Below are 26,184 nucleotides of genomic sequence, written 5' to 3'. Positions count from 1 at the left end.
ACCTTCTCCTGCTCTACGATTGCTTCATCTTCGAACGGATGCGAGGATCGAAAAACGCATACAAAATGTCGATGAGCACATTGACTAATGAAATCGTTATTGCAATATAGATAACTCCACCCATAATAGCGGGAATATCGGGAATGAACTGCTTGTCTACGATGTAACTTCCGATTCCGCTAATGTTAAATACTTTCTCAGTCACCGCCGCTCCCCCGAGCATTCCCCCGAATAGCAGACCAATGACTGTAATAATTGGTATCATTGCATTGCCAATCGCATGTTTCCAAAGTACTTGAAGCCGATTGAGGCCCTTCGCTTTAGCGGTAATGATGTAGTCCTCATTGATGATTTCCAACATCGAAGAACGTGTCATCCTCGCGACAGATGCAGTCAATGCAGTTCCAAGCACAACAACAGGCATGATGATAGAAAGCCAGTTTTGAGGACTATATGTGGCCGGTAACCATTGTAATTTAATAGAGAAGTTCAAAATAAATAGTAATCCTTGCCAAAAGTTCGGAATCGATAATCCAATCAATGCAATAAACATGAATGAATAGTCCAAAAATGAATTCGGCCTTGTCGCAGAAATGATGCCTACCGGGATAGCGATGACAACTGCCATCAGTAATGATAAAACCGCAATCGTTAATGTGATTGGGAATTTATTCGCTATACTTGCTGCGACATCCTCATTGCCAGCATAAGAAGCACCTAAATCAAACGTCGCGATTCCTTTTAGCGCATTCCATAATTGTGAAAGATATGATAAATCCAAACCATGTAATTTATTGAATGATGCGATTTGTTCCTTCGTCGCCGCCTCGCCAAGAATATTCGCGGCAGGATCAAACGGCGATAAGTAAAGTATCGTGAACACAAGAACTGCAACGCCAGCAATAACAAAGATACTCATAATCAATCGTTCGACTATAAACTTGATGTACGGATTGCTGAACAAAAGAATAAGTAGATACATAAAGATGCCTGGAATGAATGAAGCAAGCAAGAACAACGGTTTTCCAAGCAATGATTGAAAGTAAGTTGAATACGTAACTTGTTGAACACCTTTCTGTTCCGCTAGCTGATTTGTTTTTTTCGTTAGCGTTTTTCTAAATTGTTCTTCGGCAAGCTCCTCCACTTGCCTATCTATTTCTCGCTCATTTACTTCTTTATTGAAGAATGATTGTTTCCGTAGTAATTGTTCTTTAAAATCAAGCATCGCCGCCTCTTTATAACCTGTTGATGTCAATGATGCCCTTACCTCTTCATAAATTGAAGAGTATTTATTGTCTCCTCTTTTCGACAGATAGAATAGAAATACAATAACATGAACCGGCAAACCTAAAATTAGTAGCAAATACTTATAAGTCGGTCGTCTTCCCATTTTGCCAAACGTATATCGGAGAACATCTGATAATCTAAAATAGGATGTCGCTTCTTTATTCACTCGCATTGAAGCAATTCCTCCTTCCCGATATTGTTTAATTCCTATTGGTATAGTAAAGTATAGATTCGGTAACTATTTAAGTCAATGTAATTTTTAGTTAAATATAATTTCAGATAATAGGCAGGTGTTTTTATTGGAAACAGTATTAAAGGTAAGTGATCTACGCGTCTCGTTTTTGGGCCACGACAAGGAATTTGAAGCAGTCCGTGGTGTCAGTTTTGAAGTGAAGAAAGGTGAGACACTTGGTATTGTAGGTGAATCAGGAAGTGGAAAAAGCGTGACAGCCCGCTCAATTATGCGCCTCCTCCCCTCTCCCCCTTCTTATCTGAAAGATGGAGAGATTGAATTTCAAGGTGAAGATCTCGTGCAAAAAACGGAAAAAGAGATGGAGAGTATCCGCGGTCGTGATATAAGCATGATTTTTCAAGATCCGATGACTTCATTAAATCCAACAATTCAAATCGGTAAACAAATTGCGGAAAGTTTAATTAAACATCAGAACTTATCTAAAAGAGATGCGAAAAACCGTACCATTGAACTTTTGAAACTTGTAGGTATCCGTAATAGTGAAGATCGTTTTAGCCAATATCCGCATGAGTTTTCAGGTGGAATGCGGCAGCGCGTCATGATTGCGATTGCACTCGCTTGCCGTCCGACCCTATTGATTGCGGATGAACCCACGACTGCACTTGATGTGACAATACAAGCCCAAATCTTAAATTTGATGAAAGATATGCAGCAACGTTTTGGAACATCCATCATACTGATTACCCATGACCTAGGCGTTGTTGCCGGCATGTGTGATCGTGTCGCTGTTATGAAAGACGGGGAAATTGTGGAGACCGGAACGACGGAAGAAATTTTTGATAACCCAAAACATTCCTATACAAAGAAACTGCTCAATGCCCTTCCTCGCCTTGACGAGAAAAAGAAGCCTAAACGCACTCCTTTACGTACCATTGGTATAGAAAAAGGGAAACCCCTGCTAGAAGTGAAATCACTAAAGCAGCATTTCGACGTTGGGAAAGGCAATATAGTGAAAGCCGTGGACGATATCAGTTTTCATATCAAACCCGGAGAGACGCTCGGTCTTGTTGGCGAGTCGGGATCAGGTAAGTCAACGACCGGCCGCGCCATTTTGCGCCTTCACGAACCGACAGACGGAGATGTCTTGTATCAAGGGATGGCCATTAACCGGCTTTCGAAAAATGAAATGAAAACGATGCGGCGCCATATGCAGATGATCTTTCAGGATCCGTACTCTTCACTTAATCCACGCTTTAAAGTGCTTGATATTATCGGTCAAGCATTAGACATTCATCGGTTGAGTAAAAATAAAGAGGAACGAAAAAAGAGGGTAGAAGAGTTGCTTGTTATGGTCGGACTCGAACCTTCCCATGCAATGCGCTATCCACATGAATTTTCCGGTGGACAGCGCCAAAGAATTGGTATTGCACGTGCACTTGCCGTAGAACCTGACTTCATAGTATGCGACGAACCGTTATCCGCACTCGATGTTTCTATCCAGTCGCAAATTGTGGAATTACTGGAAGATCTTCAGCATCGGCTTGGACTCACCTATCTGTTCATTGCGCACGACTTGTCTATGGTTAAGCACATTAGTGACCGGGTCGCAGTTATGTATGCGGGGAAAATTGTTGAGCTTGCCGAAAGCGAAGAGTTGTACTCTAACCCACAGCATCCCTATACAAAATCGTTACTCTCAGCGATTCCAATTCCTGACCCTAAAATAGAATCGAAGAAAAAACGAACGTTAATGGAAGATCAAATTGAGGAGGATAAATATCAACTATTGCAATCTGAGCTAATCGAGGTTTCAAAAGGACATTGGGTAGCCATCCCTATCAATTAAAATATGTTTCAAACTTCATTTATTGCAACAACTATAATATAATAAAACATGAGCTGAGGAGATATAACCTTTTCCGGTGTATAACTCCTTTTTCACAGCTAGTGCTGCATATTCGTTCGTAAGCTATTTTTTAAAAGAGATTTTCTAATTTATAATCTCTACAAATCATGGCAATACTAACAATGAAAGGTCTCATTTCTCGTTTTCACTTGTAATTATTTATGAAGGAGCTAAAGTCATATGAATGGGTTATTAGACATTTTCGAGAAAAAGGGACCACGGCGTATTCTTATTTTCGCTTTGATTATTTTAATTCTTTACAGCGTCAAAAGTATGATGAATATTATATTGCTTACCTTCATTTTCGCTTTTTTGTTGGATCGACTTATTGAGTTTACGCTCAAACGTGTACATTTTAACCGCAAGCTGCTAGTCATTCTCCTGTATACAGTGATTGTTGGCTTACTGACAGTTGGTGTTGTTAAGTATTTGCCTATAATCACAATGGAAATCAGTCAAATTATTGTAAGAATTACAAACTTCTATTCCACACCTCATGATAGTGTACTGCTCACCTACTTAGAATCCGTCATCTCTAGTAATCAAATTGCAGCCTATTTGGAAAATGGTTTTTCATTTTTGTTAAAATATTTCTCTGATATTAGTAAAACAAGTATTCAAGTCATACTTGCCCTCGTATTAAGCTTATTTTTCCTGCTAGAAAAACCACGGTTAATAGAGTTTACAAACAAATTTAAAGATAGTAAGATTGCTCCCTTTTACTTCGAAATTGAGTTCTTTGGTAAAAAGTTCACGCGTACATTCGGAAAAGTGATTGAAGCCCAATTTATCATTGCAATTGTTAATACAATATTGTCCGTGATCGTATTACTCATACTCGGATTCCCACAAATAATCGGTTTGGGAATTATGATTTTCTTTTTAGGACTCATTCCCGTTGCCGGGGTCATCATTTCACTTGTCCCTCTGACGATAATTGCTTTTACAATCGGAGGATTCCTGAAAGTTGTTTATGTTCTCATTGCAGTTATGATTATTCATGGCATTGAAGCATATATCTTAAATCCAAAACTGATGTCCTCCAAAACAGATTTACCCGTTTTTTACACGTTTATCGTACTGATTTTCTCACAAAACTTCTTTGGCGTCTGGGGACTCATTATCGGTATTCCCGTGTTTGTCTTCCTACTTGATATACTTGATGTCACGAATAAAGAACCTGCGAATCACATACCTGTTCCAAAAAGCAAAAAGACAAGGTGAGATTAACTTCTCCCTTGTCTTTTTTTATGTCGAAACACTATCTTTCCAGTTCTAGAAGTTGCTCTTTCATCTCTAAACCGGCCCTGAAACCACCTAACTTACCACTTTTCGCAATGACACGATGACAAGGAACAATAATTAAGACCGGATTGGCACCAATAGCGGTTCCAACAGCTCGTACCGAATTCGGCTTTTCAATCCGTTCTGCAATTTCCGAATATGAAACAGTCCGTCCGTACGGAATTTCTTGCAAGGCCTTCCAGACAATTTGTTGAAAAGGAGTACCGTGAAGATCGACTGGCAATGCAAAATCCCTGCGTCGCTCTTTCAAATAACCCATTAACTCAACTGCGTGTGGCTGTAAGATATCCGCTTCTTCTATCAGAACATGACTTGGAAGCCGTTTGTTCACCCACGCTTCCAGTTCTCCGAATGGTGCATTCGGGGTACCTATATAGCAAAGCCCCTCTGTCGTCGCAGCTATATACATTTTCCATTGTGAGTGATTAAGCAATGTCCAATACACGTTATTTTTACTGTTCTTCTCCACTAACCTCTACCTCCCTCACTAGTTTTCGATATTGTTTTGGTGTTTGTCCAGTTTTCATTTTGAATAGCGTGATGAAATAGGACGGATTCCGAAGCCCCACGCTTACCCCAATTTCAGCAATGGATTTATCGGTTGTAGTAAGTTCAGACATCGCTTTCGTTATTCTGATCTTTTGGATATATTCAACAGGCGTCAGCCCCGTGATTCTTTTAAATGTTCGCTGAAGGTGATAAGGACTTCCATGGCACATGTCTGCAAGTATTTCTAACGTCAATGGCTCCTGAAAATGCTCGTTTATATATTCTCCAATTTGGATAGTCCATTCTTCATCAGGTAAACGCAGCCCACCCGGCTTACAGCGTTTGCAAGGTCGGAATCCATCTGCTAGCGCTTCCGCCGCATCATTGAAAATACGGACATTCTCTTTTTTTGGATCTCTTGATTTGCAAGATGGTCGGCAAAAGATACCCGTCGATTTCACGGCATAAATGAAGATTTCATCAAACCTTACGTCGTTATGTCTAATTGCTTGCCACTGTTCGTCAGTCAACTGCCTGACTTGTTGATGATCGCTCACGGAATCACCTCTTTCTCTTACCTTAAGTATACCTCCTCTATTTCCAAAAACAATTACGCCTCGGCGTAATTGCGTCCAGATTTTGAATCGAGCTTGCTCGATTGACTCCTTTCAAAATCTGCGACATCCGCCGGAGGCTTTATCTTTGTTCAGCGGGCATTTGGAAACCGCTGAACAGGTAAACAAAACAGCATTCACCTCCCACCTATGGAGGTGAGAGTCTTCTGCTGAATAAAGATAAATGCTTTTCAGGACGTAACAGCAAGATAGCGAAACTTTTCCACCTGGGATTATGGTACAACTAAACATATAGATAAGATGCAGAGGAGATTTTTTAAAATGCTAGTTAATCAACAAGATTATTTGATAATAGCCGTTCCGAAAGAGTTCAATTTCAAAGAAAATATCAGCTATATGTCCAGGTCAAACAATGAGTGTATGTTTGAAATCCGTGATGGTAAAGTGATCAAGGCAATTCCAGTTGGGAATGAGATTCTATTAGTCGAAGTCAGCGAAAATACAGAGGGTAACCTTCTGGTTCGGTTTATAGAAAAATATACACCGTCTAGCGATAGCGTCCGGGATATGGTCGTCCATTATGTACGTGATTGGTTCGATCTCGATACTGATTTGAAACCTTATTATGAGATGGCGAAAAGGGATCCATTGCTTCAACAAGCAGTAAGTGAGTTTTATGGATTGCGAAACATCGGAATCCCTGACCTGTTTGAAGCGTTATGTTGGGGAATTCTTGGACAGCAAATCAATCTGACATACGCATATACGTTGAAAAGGCGCTTTGTGGAGACGTTCGGAAATTCGATTGAATGGGAAGGACAGTCATATTGGATATTCCCTGAACCAGAGTACATTGCGAAGCTTACAGTCGAGGATTTATCGTCATTAAAAATGACCGTAAAAAAATGTGAGTACCTGATTGGGGTTGCACAGCTTATCGCAGATGGAAGCCTATCCAAAGCTCAGGTATTGGGAACTGGGAACTTTAAGGAAGCGGAAAACATGCTTATCAAAATCCGCGGAATTGGGCCCTGGACTGCAAACTATGTCTTAATGCGCTGTTTGCGTTTCCCAAACGCGTTTCCAATTGCTGACGTCGGACTTCATAACGCCATCAAACATTTGACAGGAGCAGAAGAAAAGCCAACGAAAGAAGAAATTTTAAAGCTTGCTGCACCATGGGAGAACTGGGAGTCCTATGCGACGTTTTACTTGTGGCGTTTTCTTTACTAAGATCAAGTAATTTCATGATTGGTTATTCAATCACCTCCCCTTGGAGATAAAATAGAAGGGCAAACTCAAATTGTTTGCCTCCACTTTTTTATTAAATCATCTCGCTTTATTTACCAAGGGGGTTTATCTTCATTCGATAATCCAATCATATATATAGAAAAGAATATCGCTAAAACAGCGGTTACAATCAAGGTTGTAATGACGATTGGTGAATGAATTTCAAATAGTACTTGCTAGAATAAGCGTCATTTATTAGTCAATAAAAATCAATTTTTCTCTTCAAGGAAATAAAAATGTAAAAGTACAAAAGAATAACAAGCATAATGATAACCGTCAGAATTATTTGAGACAACTGACCTTTCCACGTCAAAAACAATCCAATTTGCGATGTTAACAAGATTATGAAGAATACCAGATAAAATTTCATCATCCGCTGAAACGTTTCTTTTACTGACTCACCATCGGAATAAATCTTTTTTACCCCTGATTCATTTGCTTCTGTACGAAAATAATGAAATTGCTTTAGAGCGCTGTCTACATATTGCCAACCGGCATCTTTACATAGTTGCATATACTCTTCATTCGCATCCCGGAAATCAATTTGATAGACATATGATTCATTAGGATTTTCATCGAAGGTATAGGTAAATAATCCATACTTTTTAAAATGAAATCCTTGGCGTGACATATCCGTCAGCCACTGCTCTTCTTTATCAACACTCGAAGCAAGAAAAATCTTGAACCTTTTAACAGTCATCTTCTTCGCCCTCCATTTCTTTTATGATGCTCCTGGCGTTTTTCACAAGTGATTCAAGCCTCTTAAACTCAAGCTGAAGCACTTCTTTACCTAAGGGTGTCAGCTGATTATACTTGCGGCGTTCTGCATCATCTATGTCTACTTTTTGAATGATTTTCTGCTTTTCTAATTTTCCTAGTGCTCCATATAATGTGCCGGGACCCATTGTAACTTCCCCCCGACTTATTTTTTCTACGTCCTGCATAATGGCATATCCATGACGTACTTCCCTTAAGGACAGTAAAATATAATATGTTGCCTGCGACAATGGTAAAAAACTTTCTGGCTGTTTTATCATTCTTTCACCTTCTCACTATATCGCTTATCGTTATATCGATTAACGATATAGTAACAAACATTTTTTGGAATTGCAATAGATTTTCCTTGCATGACAAAACTACCTAGATTAGAATTATTATAAATAAGAAGCTGGTAGGAGAGAATGTAATGTCCAATTTTTATAAACCCGCCCTACATTTTCATGACGTCAATTATTCCATTGGTGACGTACATATTTTAAAAAATATCACGGGCTCCTTTCCGGAAGGGAAAATCACAACGCTCGTCGGCCCTTCTGGAGCAGGAAAAACAACATTGCTTAAATTATGTAACGGGCTGATCTCATCTACTTCAGGAGATATTTTCATTCACGATAAACTCATTTCCACATATGAACCCGTTGAACTACGCCGCCATGTCGGGATCGCACTTCAAAGCGCACCAATGATTAAAGGCACCGTCTATCATAACTTAGCTCTCCCTACGGAACTTCAAGGTAAAAAATTGCCTGAACAGGATGCCATTAAAATTCTAGAAGACGTCGGATTAGATGTGCAATTTTTACATCGTAAAACCAATGAATTATCCGGTGGTCAGCGTCAAAAAGTATCCATTGCTCGCACACTAATCAACCGTTCTGAAATCCTATTACTGGATGAAATCACATCCGCCTTGGACCGAACATCTTTACATGAAATCGAAGAATTAATCGTCAAAATTAACCGGGTGTATGGCACAACCATCATCTGGATAACACATAATTTAGAACAAGCCTTATCAATTGGAGATTACACTTGGGTTCTAATGAATGGTCAAGTCATTGAAACTGGCGAAAGTGACTTATTAAAATCACCAACAAATGAATTTGTGAAGCAGTTTGTGCAAGGAGGCGTAGAATGAGTTATCTTACGTTATCCATTACACTTATATTTGTAATCATACCCTTACTACTATCAAAGACTCTACGTTTAGATTTGGAAAAAGACACAATCATTGCGACAATTCGGTCCATTATCCAATTGCTTATGGTCGGCTATATTCTTAAATTTGTCTTCGATTCTGAAAACATATTGTACATTTTGTTAATGGTTACATTAATGATTGCAGCGGCAACACAAAACACCCGTAAGAAAGGAAAAGCAATCAAAGGAATCACTTGGAAAATCGCGGTCACATTACTTTTTGTAGAAGTACTAACCCAGAGTATTCTACTAGGCTTTCAAATCGTACCGCCAACCGCACAATACATCATTTCAATTAGCGGCATGGTGATTGGCAACTCAATGGTGCTATCAATCCTATTCCTTAACCGCTTCACAGCTGAGATTGAAACGCATCGTGATGAAACCGAACTCATCCTTTCTCTCGGTGGAACGCCAAAACAGGCCATTCATAGACAACTCATCAACGCAATCAAGGCAAGCATGATCCCGACAATCGAAAGTCAGAAGACAATGGGCTTGGTTCAACTTCCAGGTATGATGAGTGGTCAAATCATCGCAGGTGCGGACCCCATCCAAGCGGTTCAGTTCCAATTGCTCATCATATTCCTATTATTGACGACCGCTGCAGTGACAAGTGTATTGCTTGGCTTTTTATCATATCCAAGTCTATTCAATCAACGGATGCAGCTGCTGAAAGACAGATTTTAATAATTCGCTCTTGTTTTATTTTCCATGTCATGATAAAGTTATTGAAATTGTTCTTTTCACATAATTCCATAATTTGATTCTTATCAAGAGAGACCGAGGGATTGGCCCTATGACGTCTCAGCAACCAGCCTGTTCAGGTACGGTGCTAATTCCTTTAGGTGTTCATTTCCCTAGAAGATAAGAAGATAGTCTACGATATTTCGGGGACCCTCTTCTTATAGAGGGTCCCCTTTTGTAATCTAAAAGAAAAGGGTGACTACAATGACAAAACAAAGTTTGAATACAATCCTAGTCCAATTAGGCAACAACAGTGATCCGAAGACGGGCGCTGTCAACCCTCCGATTTATTTATCAACTGCGTACAAACATAAGGGGCTCGGTCAATCGACTGGCTACGACTACACACGGACAAAAAATCCAACCCGCTCCATATTGGAAGATGGAATTGCAAACTTAGAGAGCGGTGATGCAGGGTATGCATGCAGTTCTGGTATGGCGGCGATTCAGCTTATCTTGACACTGTTCCGTCCTGGAGATGAATTGATTGTCCCAGAAGATATTTACGGTGGCACATATCGCTTGCTCGAACAATATTCCGACGTTTATTCAATCGGTACAACGTATACGAGTTTCGCCGATGTGAACGAGACCGAAAAGTTGATAACTTCGAAGACAAAAGCGCTCTTCATAGAAACACCGACCAATCCACTCATGCAAGAATTTGATATTCGGCAGTATGCAGAACTGGCTCAAAAGCATGATTTACTGTTGATTGTCGACAATACATTTTTAACGCCTTATTTCCAGAGACCGATTGAATTCGGGGCTGACATTGTCATGCACAGCGCAACGAAATATATCGGTGGACATAACGATGTCCTCGCGGGACTTGTCGTTGCAAAAGGTGAAAAACTTTGCGAACAACTTGCCGCCAACCATAATGCTATCGGCGCAGTCCTCTCCCCTTCCGATTCTTGGCTAATCATCAGAGGGCTGAAAACACTGCATTTAAGAATGAAACAGCATGATGAAAACGCGAAAATAATCGTCAATTATTTGAAAGATGAACCACTTGTTACGGACGTTCTCTATCCAGGAAAAGGTGGAATGCTATCATTTCGACTGAACGATAGTGAATCGGTCGGGCCATTCCTTGAAAATCTGCAGCTCATTACATTTGCGGAAAGTCTAGGCGGAGTGGAAAGTTTCATTACTTATCCAGCAACGCAAACCCATGCCGATATTCCTCGTGAAGAACGAATACGACGTGGCGTCTGCGACCGACTTTTACGTTTCTCTGTCGGAGTCGAGGAGGCTGACGATTTGATCGCAGATTTGAAGCAAGTGTTTGCAACTTTGAATAGCGGGGTGCTACAACGATGAGTTTGAATAAAGAACGGTTGGAAACGACTATTATCCATGCTTCGACACGCGGGGATTACGAACAAAAAACAGGTGCTGTCAACGTTCCTATCTACTTATCTTCAACGTTCCATCAGGAAAGCTTCGATGCATTTGGACCGTATGATTATAGCCGTTCGGGCAATCCAACGAGGGATGCGTTGGAAAAAACGATTGCCTCACTAGAAGGCGGTTCGCGCGGATTGGCCTTCGCTTCCGGAATGGCTGCCATCTCGGCTACATTTATGCTCCTTTCTTCGGGTGACCATATCGTGGTTACCGAAGATGTCTACGGCGGCACATACCGATTCGTAACCGAGGTATTACCGAAATTCGGTATCGACCATACATTTGTAGATCTAGTGAATGTAGATGAAACCGCACGTGCAATCCGTCCAAATACAAAAGTAATCTATATTGAAACACCATCCAACCCGCGTTTGGGCATTACAGATATTGAAGCGATTGTTGAACTTGCAAAATTGAATGACTGTCTGACGTTTCTCGACAACACATTCATGTCGCCACTTTACCAGCGTCCACTAGATCTTGGAGTTGATATCGTTGTTCATAGTGCTACCAAGTTTTTATCGGGGCATAGCGATATCATTGCTGGGCTAGCGGTTACAAAGGGGGAAGAACTTGGCAATCGATTGGCCTTCATTCAAAATTCTTTCGGCTCTATTCTAGGCGCACAAGATTCTTACGCGCTAATCCAAGGAATTAAAACGCTAGGTGCCCGTTTAACACAGTCATCCGAATCGGCGAGTAAAATAGCCTCGTACTTGAACGACCACCCGTTAGTAGAAGAGGTGTTTTATCCAGGGTTAGCAAGTCATCCAGGACACGCAATCCACTCGAAACAATCGACAAGTCCAGGCGCTGTCTTATCTTTCCGTTTGCCAAACAGAGATGCAGCAAAGGCCTTTGTTGAAAACGTTCGGATACCCGTTTTCGCAGTAAGTCTAGGCGGAGTTGAATCAATTCTCTCCTATCCTGCAACGATGTCCCATGCCGCCATGCCTAAAGAACAACGGGAGAAACGTGGTATTACCGATGGTCTGCTACGTTTTTCTGTTGGACTCGAGCATGTCGATGACTTGATTGCCGATTTTGATCAAGCCTTGATTAAAACAAGTGAAAAAGTTGCCATACCTAATTAAGTACCATTAAAGAAAACATTATTATATTGGAAAGAAGGAATTTAAATTGACAAAACCTATAGCCGAACAAACTTTGACGAAAGCACCATTTAAAGCAGATCACGTCGGGAGCTTTTTAAGACCAGAACGCCTAAAGCAGGCGCGTTTGCAAAGAGAAACCGGTGATATCACTGCCGAGGAATTACGCACAATCGAAGACGAAGAAATTACAAAGCTCGTCGAAAAGCAAAAAGAAGCTGGACTTAATTCTGTGACGGACGGAGAATTCCGCCGTAAATGGTGGCATTTTGACTTCCTTTCTGGCTTTGACGGCGTTGAGTTTTTCGAAACAGATAAAGGACTCCAATTCAATGGTGTTGTAACGAAAGCACACGGCATTAGAGTGACAGGAAAAATTGGGTTTAGCGACCATTACATGATTGAACACTTCAAGTTCCTGAAAAGTATCGCAGGTGATGCAGTCGCAAAATTCACGATTCCAAGCCCGAATATGCTGATTCACAGAGCGACATTCGAAGAAGGCATCTATGCAAATGACGAAGAGTTATTTGATGACTTGGTTACAGCCTATCAAGACGTAATTCAAGCACTGTACGATGAGGGATGTCGTTATCTTCAAATCGATGACACGTCTTGGGCTTCCTTCTTATCGGAAGAAGGAAGGGAAACATTGAAAGCGAAGGGGCAAAATCCTGACAAACTTGTACAACTATCGGCACGTGCCATCAATGAATCCATCGCGAAAAGGCCTGCCGACTTGCTCGTGACGATGCATATTTGCCGCGGCAACTTCAAATCGACCTATTTTTCTAGTGGTGGCTACGAGGATGTATCCGAAACAATTTTCGGCGGATTAGATGTTGACGGTCTTTTCCTTGAGTTTGACGACGAACGCTCCGGCAGTTTTGAACCGTTGCGCCATGTCAATCGCCCTGACCTTTTCGTCGTATTAGGCTTGATCACCTCTAAATTCGGCGAATTAGAGGCCCCTGAACTGCTTAAAGCAAGAATAGCAGAGGCCACAAAGTATGTTCCTTTAGATCAACTATGCTTAAGCCCACAATGCGGCTTCGCATCAACAGAAGAAGGTAATCAGTTAACTGAAGAACAACAATGGGAAAAAGTTCGTCATGTTGTAACTATCGCGCAAGACGTTTGGCAGTAACCTTTACAAATTAAATAGGCTAATAAAACTCTTATGAAGAGCGGTGGAGGGGCTGGCCCTATGAAACCCGGCAACCATTCAACAATCATGTTGATAAGGTGCTAATTCCTGCAAAGCACTATGCTTTGGAAAATGAGAGGGTATTTTCTCTCGAATGCCTCTCTACTAACACAGTGGAGGGGCATTTTGTTTTATTAACAATAGAATTGGATGTGTGAGGAATGAAAAAGGAAGGCTTGCAAAGGTATCATACGATTTGGGGCTTGTTATTTTTAGGTTGGTTTGTTTCTTACGTTGACCGGGTTGCAACTGGGCCGATCATTACATATATGATTGAAAATGAAGTTTCTTTTTTTGCAGACGTGGCAAACCCCCATGGAATTGGCGGATTGATTGGTAGTTTATTTTTTGCCGGTTTTATGTTAATGCAATTTCCTGGTGGCTACTTTGGGGACAGGTTTGGCTATCGTGCTATTATCATTTTAAGTATTGTTTGGGCTGGAATCGCCACTTTATTAACGGGTTTGGTGGGAGGCCTTGTTGCATTTATTCTTTTCCGAATCCTACTCGGGCTAGGCGAAGGCGTTTTTTATTCGAATGACCGCTCTTATATTGCCTATCATACACCTCCTGAAAAAGTTGGATTAGGAATGGGCGTGGCGCTTACCGGATTATCTGTTGGTCTGACAGCGGGCACACTTGGCGTCCCTTATCTTATTACAGTCGCAGAACCATTTATGGGTGAAGGGGCTTGGCGCTTTCCTTTTTTCGTGACCGGAACAATTACACTCATTATTGCACTCCTACTATTTAAATATATGAAGCCCAAAAACGATTCAAGTGCTTCTGTAGATTTAACTTCACCTGGTATTAAAGCACAGTTTGGCAAAGGGCTATTGTACATGTCCATGTACTCCGCCGTTTTTCTTGTCATAGTGATGGGCATCTATTACTTTTCCGTCAAACTAGGTCTATCCTCTATCGCGATTGCGGTCATTCTTGTTGCACTTTGTCCGCTCTTAATACTTTATTTATACACAACGAAGAAGTCTGAAATAAAACCGTTAATAGCGAATAAGAATCTTTTCTTATTGTACTTGTTCTTTATCCCTATCATGTGGCATCTATGGTTTTACGGATTTTGGTCCGTCTCTATCGTCAAAGATTTCGGTGGCGGTGCGTTAATGGCTGCCGCTTTGATTGCATCGTTTAATGGTTTGGCCGGAATCATTGGTTTTCCTCTTGGCGGCAAAATTTCTGACATAGTGGCCAATCGTCCAAATGGGCGACGTAACGTCCTTGCTGTACTAACCGCTGTACTGACTGTAACTATTTTTATATTTGCAGTCTATGTCATGATGGGCAATAACAACCCCATCGTTATGTCTGTCATTTTGTTTGTCTCCGGATTATTCTTTTTTGCATTGCAACCGGTGGCACATGCTCTGGCTTCCGATTTGACGCCTGAAAAAAGCAGAGGATCCATGTTTGGAATGCTCAATTTGATTGGAGAAATCGGAGCAGTTCTCTCACCTGTCGTCTCCGGTGTGATTCGAGATAACACCGGCAGCTGGGGCTTGCCACTTCTACTCGATGGTGCATTAATGGCGGTGGGCCTAGTTCTAGTGCTAGCCATCTCCAGTAAGGCGGTCCGCAAGAACGTTGTATCCTTGGCTTGAGAAAAGCGCAAGATACCCTTTAAGATGCAACAGGCATAATTCAATCAAAGGAAGTAGGCAGGCTAAGATCGCGATGTTCTGCGGCAATGGCTCGTGGGGCTAGACACTATTCCAGGTGATCTGCAACTAAATATTTGAACAACTATCTCACTTGGTTTCAAGTATTAGAAAGTAGCCAATATCAGAGAAATGAAGTCACTTTGAATGACTTGATTATCAGAGGAAATCTAACACAAAATACAGAAACCTATGATGCACCTATATATGTTGAACTAATGGTTCTATATAATCTCCAGCGAAGGCGTCTCATAGGGGTAGCCGAGCGTTATTGAGTGGATTCTTTATGTCAACATATATAGGATTCGCACTATAAAAAGTAGTTCTTATTCAACTAACGGACCATTTAATGGAATAAACTATGTTAAAATTGAATCAATTCAAAAGCAAAAGAAAGGAGGGATTATAATATGGGCTCAACTTTGGAATTTGTGCGTATTTTACTACCCATTGTAATAGTGGGTGGAATTGCAGTATTTGTAATTCTAAGAATGAAACATAAGTATAAGAATGGCACGCTTGGTAAGAAAAAGTCAAAAAGTGCTCAAAATTTATTAGATAGTTTAATACCATTCGGAATGATGATTGGATTCGCTATTGCTGTACTTTTAAACATATTTTCCCTAATTCCCTTACTATCTGCAATTGCTTGGGGACCTGGGATAGGTTTATTAGTTGGCTATTTTGCTTATGAAATTTATAGCAAAAAAGAAGAAATTTATCCCTAACAATTATTTTCCATAAATGGGTACATTAGTATAAGAAGGCTGTACTACGAATTAGTACTTCCGGATAATTGGAAGTTCTAATTTTTCCCTATATCAACATTAAACTTTAACAGAGCCTCTTTTTCAAGAAAAAAAGGCGTGTCATCAGTAGATTAAACTGATGACACGCCTTTCTACACTGAAGATTGTATAGACACTGTCAGCTATAAAATTCTTCTGGAATTGCACCTATAGTTCTACGGTGATACAGAAGTGGTTCTTTACTTTCATTCTGAATATCTAATACTTCGCCTATTAATATCGTATGATCTCCAGCTTCAATTTGTTGCACCGTCTTACATTGTAAAACCGCAAGCGAATTTGAAAGTACTGGTAGGTTTAAATCCGATTCTTTCCAATCACATTGACTAAATCGATCAGCAACCCTGCTCGAGAATAACGTACATAACTCACTTTGATCTGCTGCCAAAATATTCACCGAAAATTTTTCAGCATCTAGAAAGTCACTATAAGTGGATACTCTTTTATCAATGGACCATAAAATTAGTAAAGGCTCTAATGATACCGATGCAAATGAATTGACCGTTAATCCCATCGGTTTTTTATCTGCATCAAATGCTGTAACGACAGTGACTCCCGTCGGGTAATTCCCCATTGCTTCTTTAAAACTCGCTACCTGCTCTATCTTACTTCCCATATCAGCAACTCCCATTTTCTTATTTCACTTAAAATCATATCAAATCTATTAGAATATTTCATACTTTGTGATTCCGCACTAAATTCACTGGTACATGTTCACTCGAATCTTCCTTCTCTGTAATCTTTATAGGCCTGCATAATCTCTTCTTCTGAATTCATCACAAACGGGCCGCGAGCTACTACTTTTTCTCCGACAGGCTTACCTGCATATAACATGATATGCAGTTTCTCTTCTGCGTGAATCTTCACTTCAGTTTGTTCTTCATCTGTTCCACGTTCCAACCAGAGAACCTGCCCCTTCTTCCCCTCCACGCTTTCACTGCCAAATGTCCCTATTCCTTCTATTATATACAGAAATCCATTGTAACTGCCGGGAAGGTCCTGTGTAACAGTGGTACCGGGTTCAATGATCAATTCAACCATCGTAACAGGCACGTGATTTTTCGTGTCAGCCGTAACACCTTCCGAAGAACCGGAAAAGACACGTATCGTAGCGCCGTCTTCATGACGGACCGACATATCTTGTGCACGCATGTTCTGGTAACGCGGTTCCGTCATTTTTTTATCACTTGGAAGATTGACCCACAGTTGCAGGGATTGAACCGTTTCCCCAACAGCCGGATCCTCTGTATGAATGATTCCTTTACCCGCTGTCATCCATTGAACGTCTCCTGGATGTAGTTCTCCTCCCCCAGTCTTATTGTCAAAGTGTTCTAGCGTCCCATCAATGACGTACGTAACAGTTTCAATACCACGGTGTGGATGCATGCCAAATGTTCCACGCACGAAAAAGTCTTCAGCCATCAATAGAAATGGATCGACTTCTTCCCAGTTTCCCGGTTCAATGACCAATCCTACTTTATGAGTTGGCGAGTGTTCCTGATAAACGACATCCCTTACACTTCTGATTCCCCTTGAAAAGACCGATTTATTATTCATATTAAATTCCTCCTTCTGTTTTTGGTTGTATATGTTGAATTAAAAGATCCCATTGTATTAGCAACGGTGCTAAGGAGTGCCCCGTCCTAAGACAGGCTTCAGCTGCCCCTTGCAAGGCTCTTTCGCAAAGTTTAGAAAGGTGTTCATTTGTTCAGCATATATAGCTAAATTTTACCGAATAGTAATGGATCACTATATATGTTATTATGGAATAAATTCACCAAAATGTGAAGTACACACTTCAAAGTGCTATAGTATACAAAAAGATACTAATGGAGGTTATTATGGGGATAAAGCCTGAACTATGTAAAGTTGACGAAGCTTTAGGTATCTTGGTAGGTAAATGGAAACCAATCATTTTACTGCATTTATTTACTGAAGGAACACAGAGGTTTAGTGAATTAAAAAGATTAATGCCAGGGATTACCCAAAAAATGTTGACCAAGCAATTAAGGGAATTGGAAGATGAAGATATTATTAACAGAGTCATCTATCCACAGGTCCCCCCGAAAGTTGAGTATTCTATCTCGGATTACGGAAAAAGCTTACAGCCCATCTTAGCAATTATGCACGAATGGGGCACCGGTCATGCCACACATATTGAAAAGAAAAGAATTAGCCAGAATACCAGCGACGCACTATAATGGATAAATCAAAAACAGACACTCTCCAGGGAGTGTCTGTTTTTGATGATCAGGAGATTTCTTAAGCTTTAACTGTAGTATTTGTTTTGTTATAGAACTCAATAAAGTTAAATACTACTGAATCCAAGAAATCGATCGTAGCTTTATCAGTAAGTTCACCAGCTTCGTTCATTTTCTCATGAACTGAACCGATGTATACTTCGTTACCTGGCAGTAAGATAGGAGCTAACGCCGGATTTGACAGAATTTCTCTTAAGTGGAGTTGCGCACGGATACTTCCGAATGCTCCCATAGATGATCCTACGATGAAGCCAGGTTTGTTTTTAAGTGTGAAATCTCCACCACGTGATAACCAGTCGATTGCATTTTTCATTGCGCCTGGAATAGAGAAGTTATATTCAGGAACTGCAAATAATACAGCATCTGAATCTTTTACATTATTTTTAAAATCAACTACGTTTGCAGATGGGTTGCTTTCTATATCAATTGAAAACATATCAAGATCATTGATAAAGACAGGTGTAATGTCTAATTGATCTGCATAACGACTTCTCATATGTTCAACTATTTTTAAGTTGAATGAAGTTGAACTTGTACTACCGATAATTGCCTTAACTTTAATTGCCATGATGTAAAACTCCTCTATTATATATGATTGTGATTGTAATTCAGCTTCCTATACTAATTATACACAAGTAAATCAAATTAGGTAGTACGCACTTCAAAGTGCCATAGTATACGAAAGGATACCACACATGGCAAAAGTAAAAATGCTGACCTAAGCTCATCATATTTTCCTGCGTAACCGAGCATATACCACGCAAACCAAGCATTAACTACACGCGACCAATCATATCCCTCACAAACCAAGCATATACTTCGCTCAACCGAGCATATACTTCGCGCGACCGATCATATACCCCATCAACCGAGCATATACTTCGCGCGACCAATCATATCCCCTCGACAACCAAGCATATACTTCATCCGACCAATCATATCCTCCGACAACCGAGCATATACTTCACCCGACCAATCATATATCCCGACAACCGATCATATACTTCGCGCGACCAATCATATACCACGCAAACCGATCATATACTTCGCTCGACCAATCATATCCCTCACCAACCAAGCATATACTTCACCTGACCGATCATATACCCAGTCAACCGAGCATATACTTCGCTTGACCAATCATCCTACGACAACCGAGCATATACTCCGCGCGACCAATCATATCCTCCGCAAACCGAGCATATACTTCACCCGACCAATCATATATCCCGACAACCGAGCATATACTTCGCTCGACCAATCATATCCCTCGCCAACCGATCATATCCCTCACCAACCGAGCATATACTTCGCAGACCAATATTCCCCCGACCACAATAAAAAGGTATCTCCCCGTCATTAATGCACGGGAAGATACCTTTTTTATTGTGAACATATGAATACATGTAATAACAAAGCAATGGTGCCTTACTGAGGTAGCCTAAGCGGATTTGAAATGAATCTTCATTTCAACTTAAATAATTAATTCTTAAGCGTAGCCAATTGACTTTCTCTAACTTCTTTCGCCGCTTCAACCATGATTTTCAAAGCGCCAATTGTCTCTTCTTCTTTTCTTGTTTTCAAGCCACAATCCGGGTTAATCCAAAATTGTTTTGGATTAATTGTTTTGAGTGCACGATTAATATTTTGTTTCATTTCTTCCTTGCTTGGAACACGTGGACTGTGGATGTCATAAACGCCTAAGCCAATTTCTTTATCATACGTATTGTTCTCAAATGCAGCGATAATTTCGCCATGACTTCTTGACGTTTCGATTGAAATAACATCTGCATCCAGCGCGCTAATGGATTTGATAATACCGCTGAATTCCGAGTAACACATATGCGTATGAATTTGCGTGTCATTTTCAACAGAAGAAGTTGCCAATTTGAATGCATAGACAGCAGCATCTAAGTAACTTTCACGTTTATCTTGATCCAACGGTAAACCTTCTCGAAGCGCAGGTTCATCTACCTGAATCATGCGAATACCGTTCTTTTCAAGCTCTTCAATTTCTTTACGAAGTGCAAATGCAATTTGGTTCAATACGTCGAAACGTGGAATGTCATCTCGGACAAAGGACCAATTCAAAATCGTTACAGGGCCCGTCAGCATACCTTTTACAGGCTTCGTCGTTAACGTTTGAGCATAGACACTTTCTTTCACAGTAATTGGTTCACTAAACGCAACATCACCTAAAATGAGTGGTGGCTTGACGCAACGAGAACCATAAGACTGAACCCAGCCAAACTGTGATACTGCAAATCCTTCGAACTTTTCACCGAAGTATTCAACCATATCTGTTCTTTCAAATTCACCATGGACCAAAACATCAATGCCGATGTCTTCTTGAATTTCAATCCATTTGTCAATCTGATCTTTGATAAATTGCTCGTAGGCCTCGTTTGTAATTTCTCCTTTACGCCATTTAGATCTTGTCTGTCTTACTTCTGGCGTCTGCGGTAAACTCCCGATTGTCGTTGTCGGCAGAAGAGGCAAATTAAAACGTTTTTGCTGCTCGATAATTCGTTTCGCAAATGGCAATGAGCGATTTACATCTTGCTCAGTTAGATTTTCAATCGTTTCTTTCACTTCAACGTTTTGCCGATACTTCGAGTTATTTAGACGTGCAAGTGCATTTCTGCTCTCCTCAAGTCCTGTCGCAATCGTTTCAGTGCCATCGTGAATCCCCCGACTAAGGAGCACAATTTCAGCAAGCTTCTGATCAGCGAATGACAGACCGCCTTTAATAATTGGATCCAATTTCTCTTCAGTTTCCGTACTGACAGGAACATGAAGAAGTGAAGAGGAAGGTTGAACAATCAAACGGCTTTTATCAACATGTAACTGAATTTCTTCTAATAGTGTTACTTTTTTATCCAGATCCGCTCTCCACACATTTCTACCATCAATGACACCCGCCGCAAGTACTTTGTCTTGAGGGAAACCATATTTTTGTAGCAATTCAAGCGAATCGCCATGAACAAAGTCTAAACCAAATCCGTGTACCGGCAGCGCAACAACCGCTTCATAATTAGCTACTTTTTCAAAATAAGTTTGTAGGATAATCTTTAATTGTGGCACTGCTTCATGAATTGCTGCGTATGCCTGTTGCACATGTTGGAAATCCTCTTCTGTCAACTTACTTGTAAGAATCGGCTCATCAATCTGAACCCACTCAACGCCTGCCACTACAAGCTCTTTCAATACTTCAATGTACAACGGCGTAAACTGTTGCAATAAAGTAGAAAAATTCTCTTCGCCAAAAGATTTTGCCAGTTTAATATATGTAACTGGGCCTAGGATAACCGGCTTGCCATCAATACCCAGCTTTTCTTTTGCTTCCTTATAAAAAGCGAGCGGGCGGTTCTCTACTAATTGCGGCGTTACACCTTCTAGTTCCGGAACAATATAGTGATAATTTGTATTAAACCATTTTGTCATCTCTGAGGCAACCGCATCTTTAGTTCCACGCGCAATTGCAAAGTATGTTTCCAAAGGTACTTTACCACCCGCATACTCGAAGCGTTTTGGTACGACACCAAACATAATAGATGTGTCCAGCACATGGTCGTATAATGAAAAATCTCCAACCGGAATTAGATCAACACCGAATTCTTTTTGTTTCTGTAGACTTTCTAAACGAAGCGTTTCCGTTGTTTTCAGTAGCTGTTCTTCTGATGTTGCCCCATTCCAAAAACTTTCCAACGCCCTTTTCCATTCACGTTTTCCACCGATTCTTGGATATCCACTAGTTGAACTTTGTACTTTTACCATTGTATGTTAGCCCCTTTATTTTTTATTGTATTTTTTCAACCTGTTTTAATACACGATACTCTCGGTTTGGACCACCTCCCTTGCTACAATCACGTCCACTTTACCGTGTATATACTCCGTCAAATTCACAGTCATGTCATAGCGCATAAAGGGAGTGATTAAATAGATGCCATGAAAATGCTCCAGCGCCACATCGATCAATTCTTCCGAAACCTCTAAACCTTCTTTCGTAGACTGCTCACGATTACCATCAGATAAAGCCATTCTTGCACGTACTTGATCCGTCAACTTAATGCCTGGTACCTCATTGTGTAGAAATTCGGCGTTTTGCGATGAAGTCAGCGGCATAATTCCGATGTAAATTGGCGTCTCAATATGTTTTGTTGCCTCGTATACTTCAATTATCTTCTCCGTGCTATAGATAGGCTGGGTAATAAAATAGTCGGCTCCCGCTTCTATTTTTTTCTCTAATCTCTCCACAGCACGATCTAAATGACGCACGTTCGGATTAAAGGCCGCTGCCACAGTAAAGGATGTTTTCTGTTGCAATGACTTTCCAGACTTTGAAATGCCCTCATTGAATTGCTTTATGAGTTGAATCAATTCAAAGGATGTCACATCGAAAACGGATGTTGCTCCGGGGAAATCACCAATTTTCGTAGGGTCCCCCGTAATCGCTAGCAATTCAGTAATACCCAGTGTGTGTAATCCCATGAGATGTGACTGTAATCCAATTAGATTGCGATCTCGGCATGTAATATGGACCAAAGGTGTTGCACCAATCTTTTGTTTAACAAGCGAAGCCATTGAAGCATTGCAAATTCTCGGCGTCGCTAGGGAATTATCGGCCAATGTAATGGCATCCACACCTGCATCTTTTAACGCCTGAGCCCCCTCAAAGAACTTGCCCGTGTTTAAATGTTTGGGCGCATCAAGTTCAACAATTATCGAATGTCTTTTTCTCACTGTTTCAAGCAATGTTGGGGGTTGAGATTCCTTCAATTCAGACTCCACAACCTCTGTCTTTACCTCCTTCTTCTTAACAAGCTTTTCTTGAATTGGTTCCCGAATTGTAAGTCCTTTCACTAGGGCCCTAATATGTTCTGGCGTCGTCCCACAACATCCTCCTATTAAACTAACTCCTGCCTTCCGAAAACTCAGTGCGAACTTCTCGAAATATTCAGGCTCATTTTCGTAAAAAAGTTTCCCATCCTTATATCCTGGATAACTAGCATTCGGATACACCGAAAGTAAAGCACGCTTCATCAACGGCACAGTTTCTAGAGACTTCAGCATATGGTGAGGGCCAAGGCGACAGTTAATGCCTACTATATCTGCACCTAAATCCTCCAACTGCTGTAAGGCATCTATGAGCTCTATCCCATTTTGGAGCACCCCCGCCTCATGCATTGAAACATTCGTAATAATCGGGATATCTGTCTCCTCACGTGCAATTTTGAGCACGGTTGTTAATTCATCAAAATCGTAATAAGTTTCTAAAAGTAGGCCGTCCACTCCCTCAAGAAGTAAGCAATATAGTTGTTCCCTAAAACTGCGCTTGATTTCATCCTTTGTTCCAATGGATGTTCGAGATCCATGAATACCCCCTATAGTTCCAAGGACGAACGTATTTTTACCCGCTGCTTTTTTCGCAATTTGAACTGCGGCTTTATTTATCTTTTTTACACTGTCCTCTAACCCATGACGTGCTAACTTGATATAATTCGCACCATACGTATTAGTTTGAATAATATCCGCACCTGCCTCTATATAGGCTTGGTGGATGCGAAGCACTTGATCTGGATGTGTCAAGTTCAGCTCTTCAAAACAAAGATCCACACCGTGTGAATAAAGTAGAGTTCCCATTGCACCATCACCGATCAAAATTCGTTCTTTCATAGTATCTAGTAAATTCACGACTATCACTTGCTCCTTTCACTTTCCCAAAGTCCCGTTCCGGAAACTCTCTTCATCATTCTTCAAAATATGTTACTTAATGGGAAAATTAATTAAAATAAAAAGAGCCTCTTCCTATGTTGAATAAAGGAAGTAGACTCTAAATCTGAATAAGTCTTCTCCTCATCTACCAAGTCGTGTTATCAACTTGCTGGAATTAGCACCATGCCATAAAATGGCGGTTGCTGAGGTGTCATCGGGCCAGTCCCTATACCTCTCTAGATAAGAAAAACTATTAAATTGGATTTGCTTAGTTACGTTATTACAGACTTTACATCATTGTTGGAAAATTAGCAACACCTTTTTGGAAAGTAATTAATTTATTTCACAGATTCAGACTATTGCTTGTCACTTTAAACAACATAGTTGCTAAACAGCCTTTCGCCATCCTTCATTTAAATTCTTACGTCCCTCTTAGCTTAAATAGGTCAATCAAGGTACCAATAAGTCACTTCTGTCAATTGATCCTTTTCCAGAATTGATTGCGTAACCCGCCGCTCTTGCTCCCCCATCCTAAGTGAGCTAAATGCACATAATAATAATATTAATAATGAGTCCATTAACCACTGTCCCCTCTGTAACCCTGCATATAATAAACTATAAGAACAATAACGAACGACCCGTTTACTCAGTTGTTGTTCCCATCAAATTGAAGGGAGGTCATTGACTTGAAAACTTCCTTGGGCATCTGGATTGGTTGGTTAGCAATAATTTTAGCGGCTATAGGGTTCTTTTATGCTCCTTATTGGTTAGGTGGTGGCGCACTCGTTTTAGGCTTAGTCTGTTTAGCTTCTCCACAAAAAGCATTGGCATGGATTTCAATCCTGCTTGGAGCCATCGTATTATTAATCACGATGTTCCAGTAGCCGGATAATTAATGATACTTCAAGGTATGTTTGGGCTCCTACCATACATACCTTTTTTATTTAATTTGTATGCTTACGATTTACTAGTTAGTTTTTTTTGCAGTTCGGCCACATCAGAACACCAAAACGTCGTTTGTGATAAAGTATCCTAAAGAAGACGCAGCTGAACAGTAAATTATGTATAAAAAAACAGCCCAGTGAAGCGAGTAAATATCGCATCATCGGGCTGTTTTCTGTTTTCATCTTTTTATTATTTCATTCCATTTAAATTACTTTTTCAAGAAATACTCCTCAATATCATCCAGCATTAAGTTCGCTGCTAATACACCACCAGCAGTGTTCCAAATGATGTCATTTACTTGTGAGACGTTTCCACTTTTCGCGACATTTAGATTTTCAAATAATGGATCCTCAATCCAGTCGTTTGTAAGCTTCGTTGCTTCGTTATCTCCAGTTTCATAAGTGAAGTAAAAGAGCACATCGCCATCCATAGCTGGAATACGTTCTTTCGTGAGGCCTTTTTCAGCAAAATCGTCCACATCTTGTCCATCTGCGCGCGCAAATCCAAGTTGATCTAGAATCACACCCGAGAAGGAATCTTTATGGTAAATGCGTACATCTCCCGCCATAAAGCGAACCATTGATATTTTTTTATTTGTTTGATCCCCTAATTCAGTCTTGATTGTTTCAACGCGATTATTGTATGCCCCTAATACCTCGTTACCTTTTTCTTCTTGATTTACTGCTTTCGCATATAATTTAAAGTTTTCCTGCCAATCCCCGCGAAGCGTTTCTGCAAAAACAGTTGGGGCAATTTTGCTTAACTGTTCGTAAACTGCTTCGTGACGCATTTTATTCCCAATGATCAGATCTGGTTTTAAAGATGCTATCTTTTCTAAACTTGGTTCTGATTCAATACCCACAGATTCAGTACCTGTCATGTCCATATGATCATACCAAATTTTCTCAGCGGGTGATTGAACTGCACCTACAGGTTGAATTCCCATTGATAGAAGGGCTTCAGCACCTTCGTTTGTTAAGATTACAATGCGTTTTGGTGTTCCTTTTACATCTGTACTTCCCATTGCATGATCGACAGTATATGTTTCTACATCAGCTGGTTGTGCACTTTCACCTGAATCTTTTGACTCCTTAGTAGCCCCACAAGCCGCTAATACAAGAATACTCATAATAAGTATGAGGGATGATATTTTTCGCATGTACATTATTTCCTCCTGTTAATTGAGAATGAAAATCATTTACACTTAGTATGCTATATGCTAATATATTTCATGTCAACAGTGAATTGAAAATAATTCTCAATGAAGTGAGGAA

24 protein-coding genes, 1 pseudogene and 3 riboswitches are annotated in these 26,184 nt (G+C 40.5%); of the genes and pseudogenes, 13 read left to right on the top strand and 12 right to left on the bottom strand.

Features of this window, described 5'->3' with window-relative positions; all coding sequences use genetic code 11:
• Nucleotides 1-13 precede the first annotated feature (13 nt).
• Nucleotides 14-1,459 (bottom strand): ABC transporter permease, encoded by a 1,446-nt coding sequence (locus tag ACP8HG_RS19830; RefSeq protein WP_187046589.1) that lies wholly within the window; start codon nucleotides 1,457-1,459, stop codon nucleotides 14-16.
• Between the two features lie 127 nt (nucleotides 1,460-1,586).
• On the opposite strand from ACP8HG_RS19830, the gene ACP8HG_RS19825 reads away from it, so the two are divergent.
• A complete protein-coding gene (locus ACP8HG_RS19825) occupies nucleotides 1,587-3,326 on the top strand; it encodes an ABC transporter ATP-binding protein (RefSeq protein ID WP_340741367.1) in 1,740 nt (579 codons plus the stop codon).
• A gap of 240 nt (nucleotides 3,327-3,566) precedes the next feature.
• A complete protein-coding gene (locus tag ACP8HG_RS19820) occupies nucleotides 3,567-4,610 on the top strand; it encodes an AI-2E family transporter (protein ID WP_067205520.1) in 1,044 nt (347 codons plus the stop codon).
• A 37-nt stretch (nucleotides 4,611-4,647) separates the two neighbouring features.
• Here ACP8HG_RS19820 and ACP8HG_RS19815 read toward each other — a convergent pair whose 3' ends face one another.
• Together ACP8HG_RS19815 and ACP8HG_RS19810 are read right to left on the bottom strand one after the other, a co-directional pair.
• The gene (locus tag ACP8HG_RS19815) at nucleotides 4,648-5,160 is read right to left on the bottom strand and encodes a methylated-DNA--[protein]-cysteine S-methyltransferase (RefSeq protein ID WP_438297735.1); all 513 of its coding nucleotides are present in this window, start codon (nucleotides 5,158-5,160) and stop codon (nucleotides 4,648-4,650) included.
• Nucleotides 5,144-5,737, bottom strand: a complete 594-nt coding sequence (locus tag ACP8HG_RS19810; protein WP_338653674.1) for a bifunctional transcriptional activator/DNA repair enzyme AdaA — start codon at nucleotides 5,735-5,737, stop codon at nucleotides 5,144-5,146. Before ACP8HG_RS19810 ends, ACP8HG_RS19815 begins: the two co-directional genes overlap by 17 nt.
• Before the next feature lie 339 nt (nucleotides 5,738-6,076).
• On the opposite strand from ACP8HG_RS19810, the gene ACP8HG_RS19805 reads away from it, so the two are divergent.
• Nucleotides 6,077-6,988, top strand: coding sequence for a DNA-3-methyladenine glycosylase family protein (locus ACP8HG_RS19805; protein ID WP_438297732.1), 912 nt, complete (start codon nucleotides 6,077-6,079; stop codon nucleotides 6,986-6,988).
• Between the two features lie 256 nt (nucleotides 6,989-7,244).
• Here ACP8HG_RS19805 and ACP8HG_RS19800 read toward each other — a convergent pair whose 3' ends face one another.
• Nucleotides 7,245-7,745 (bottom strand): DUF2812 domain-containing protein, encoded by a 501-nt coding sequence (locus tag ACP8HG_RS19800; protein WP_438297730.1) that lies wholly within the window; start codon nucleotides 7,743-7,745, stop codon nucleotides 7,245-7,247.
• Nucleotides 7,735-8,082, bottom strand: coding sequence for a PadR family transcriptional regulator (locus tag ACP8HG_RS19795; RefSeq protein ID WP_187046585.1), 348 nt, complete (start codon nucleotides 8,080-8,082; stop codon nucleotides 7,735-7,737). The genes ACP8HG_RS19800 and ACP8HG_RS19795 overlap by 11 nt, the downstream gene beginning before the upstream one ends.
• Nucleotides 8,083-8,231: 149 nt before the next feature.
• Here ACP8HG_RS19795 and ACP8HG_RS19790 point away from each other — a divergent pair, with 149 nt between their 5' ends.
• From ACP8HG_RS19790 to ACP8HG_RS19755, 8 genes and pseudogenes are all read left to right on the top strand, one after another.
• Nucleotides 8,232-8,963 carry an ABC transporter ATP-binding protein gene (locus ACP8HG_RS19790; RefSeq protein ID WP_438297728.1) on the top strand — a complete coding sequence of 244 codons (732 nt, stop codon included), beginning with the start codon at nucleotides 8,232-8,234 and terminating at the stop codon, nucleotides 8,961-8,963.
• A complete protein-coding gene (locus tag ACP8HG_RS19785) occupies nucleotides 8,960-9,715 on the top strand; it encodes an ABC transporter permease (protein WP_067205503.1) in 756 nt (251 codons plus the stop codon). Before ACP8HG_RS19790 ends, ACP8HG_RS19785 begins: the two co-directional genes overlap by 4 nt.
• Nucleotides 9,716-9,792: 77 nt before the next feature.
• Nucleotides 9,793-9,899: riboswitch (SAM riboswitch) on the top strand.
• A 77-nt stretch (nucleotides 9,900-9,976) separates the two neighbouring features.
• Complete coding sequence (locus tag ACP8HG_RS19780) at nucleotides 9,977-11,098, top strand: methionine biosynthesis PLP-dependent protein (RefSeq protein WP_340741365.1); 1,122 nt, start codon at nucleotides 9,977-9,979, stop codon at nucleotides 11,096-11,098.
• Nucleotides 11,095-12,279: a cystathionine beta-lyase gene (gene metC / locus ACP8HG_RS19775; protein ID WP_438297725.1), complete on the top strand. Its 1,185-nt coding sequence runs from the start codon at nucleotides 11,095-11,097 to the stop codon at nucleotides 12,277-12,279. The genes ACP8HG_RS19780 and metC overlap by 4 nt, the downstream gene beginning before the upstream one ends.
• 46 nt (nucleotides 12,280-12,325) lie before the next feature.
• Entirely contained in the window at nucleotides 12,326-13,444 is a 1,119-nt protein-coding gene (locus tag ACP8HG_RS19770; protein ID WP_438297723.1) for a 5-methyltetrahydropteroyltriglutamate--homocysteine S-methyltransferase, read from the top strand.
• 28 nt (nucleotides 13,445-13,472) lie between these two features.
• A riboswitch (SAM riboswitch) is annotated at nucleotides 13,473-13,583 on the top strand.
• A gap of 82 nt (nucleotides 13,584-13,665) precedes the next feature.
• On the top strand, nucleotides 13,666-15,123 hold the full coding sequence (locus tag ACP8HG_RS19765) for an MFS transporter (RefSeq protein WP_438297721.1): 1,458 nt from the start codon (nucleotides 13,666-13,668) through the stop codon (nucleotides 15,121-15,123).
• A gap of 122 nt (nucleotides 15,124-15,245) precedes the next feature.
• A pseudogene (locus tag ACP8HG_RS19760) lies at nucleotides 15,246-15,455 on the top strand (hypothetical protein); the annotation flags it as partial.
• A 135-nt stretch (nucleotides 15,456-15,590) separates the two neighbouring features.
• Entirely contained in the window at nucleotides 15,591-15,908 is a 318-nt protein-coding gene (locus ACP8HG_RS19755; RefSeq protein ID WP_438297719.1) for a hypothetical protein, read from the top strand.
• A 199-nt stretch (nucleotides 15,909-16,107) separates the two neighbouring features.
• On the opposite strand, the gene ACP8HG_RS19750 is transcribed toward ACP8HG_RS19755, so the two are convergent.
• Entirely contained in the window at nucleotides 16,108-16,605 is a 498-nt protein-coding gene (locus ACP8HG_RS19750; RefSeq protein WP_255428568.1) for a flavin reductase family protein, read from the bottom strand.
• A gap of 98 nt (nucleotides 16,606-16,703) precedes the next feature.
• Nucleotides 16,704-17,546: a pirin family protein gene (locus tag ACP8HG_RS19745; protein ID WP_067205490.1), complete on the bottom strand. Its 843-nt coding sequence runs from the start codon at nucleotides 17,544-17,546 to the stop codon at nucleotides 16,704-16,706.
• Nucleotides 17,547-17,830: 284 nt separating this feature from the next.
• On the opposite strand from ACP8HG_RS19745, the gene ACP8HG_RS19740 reads away from it, so the two are divergent.
• Entirely contained in the window at nucleotides 17,831-18,190 is a 360-nt protein-coding gene (locus ACP8HG_RS19740; RefSeq protein ID WP_187046581.1) for a winged helix-turn-helix transcriptional regulator, read from the top strand.
• A 61-nt stretch (nucleotides 18,191-18,251) separates the two neighbouring features.
• Here ACP8HG_RS19740 and ACP8HG_RS19735 read toward each other — a convergent pair whose 3' ends face one another.
• The 4 genes from ACP8HG_RS19735 to ACP8HG_RS19720 form a co-directional block, all read right to left on the bottom strand.
• Nucleotides 18,252-18,818 carry an NADPH-dependent FMN reductase gene (locus tag ACP8HG_RS19735; RefSeq protein WP_082786472.1) on the bottom strand — a complete coding sequence of 189 codons (567 nt, stop codon included), beginning with the start codon at nucleotides 18,816-18,818 and terminating at the stop codon, nucleotides 18,252-18,254.
• Nucleotides 18,819-19,361: 543 nt separating this feature from the next.
• Nucleotides 19,362-19,511, bottom strand: coding sequence for a hypothetical protein (locus ACP8HG_RS19730; RefSeq protein WP_340741363.1), 150 nt, complete (start codon nucleotides 19,509-19,511; stop codon nucleotides 19,362-19,364).
• Nucleotides 19,512-19,732: 221 nt separating this feature from the next.
• Complete coding sequence (metE, locus tag ACP8HG_RS19725; RefSeq protein ID WP_067205484.1) at nucleotides 19,733-22,027, bottom strand: 5-methyltetrahydropteroyltriglutamate--homocysteine S-methyltransferase; 2,295 nt, start codon at nucleotides 22,025-22,027, stop codon at nucleotides 19,733-19,735.
• A gap of 45 nt (nucleotides 22,028-22,072) precedes the next feature.
• Nucleotides 22,073-23,944, bottom strand: a complete 1,872-nt coding sequence (locus ACP8HG_RS19720) for a bifunctional homocysteine S-methyltransferase/methylenetetrahydrofolate reductase (protein ID WP_438297715.1) — start codon at nucleotides 23,942-23,944, stop codon at nucleotides 22,073-22,075.
• Between the two features lie 159 nt (nucleotides 23,945-24,103).
• Nucleotides 24,104-24,212, bottom strand: a riboswitch (SAM riboswitch).
• Nucleotides 24,213-24,651: 439 nt separating this feature from the next.
• On the opposite strand from ACP8HG_RS19720, the gene ACP8HG_RS19715 reads away from it, so the two are divergent.
• Nucleotides 24,652-24,849: a hypothetical protein gene (locus ACP8HG_RS19715; RefSeq protein ID WP_197485359.1), complete on the top strand. Its 198-nt coding sequence runs from the start codon at nucleotides 24,652-24,654 to the stop codon at nucleotides 24,847-24,849.
• Between the two features lie 269 nt (nucleotides 24,850-25,118).
• Here ACP8HG_RS19715 and ACP8HG_RS19710 read toward each other — a convergent pair whose 3' ends face one another.
• A complete protein-coding gene (locus tag ACP8HG_RS19710) occupies nucleotides 25,119-26,075 on the bottom strand; it encodes an ABC transporter substrate-binding protein (protein WP_438297713.1) in 957 nt (318 codons plus the stop codon).
• Nucleotides 26,076-26,184 lie beyond the last annotated feature (109 nt).

Source organism: Sporosarcina sp. FA15 (genome assembly GCF_051550195.1).
Classification (GTDB): domain Bacteria; phylum Bacillota; class Bacilli; order Bacillales_A; family Planococcaceae; genus Sporosarcina; species Sporosarcina psychrophila.
This window is presented reverse-complemented; position numbering and strand designations above follow the sequence as displayed.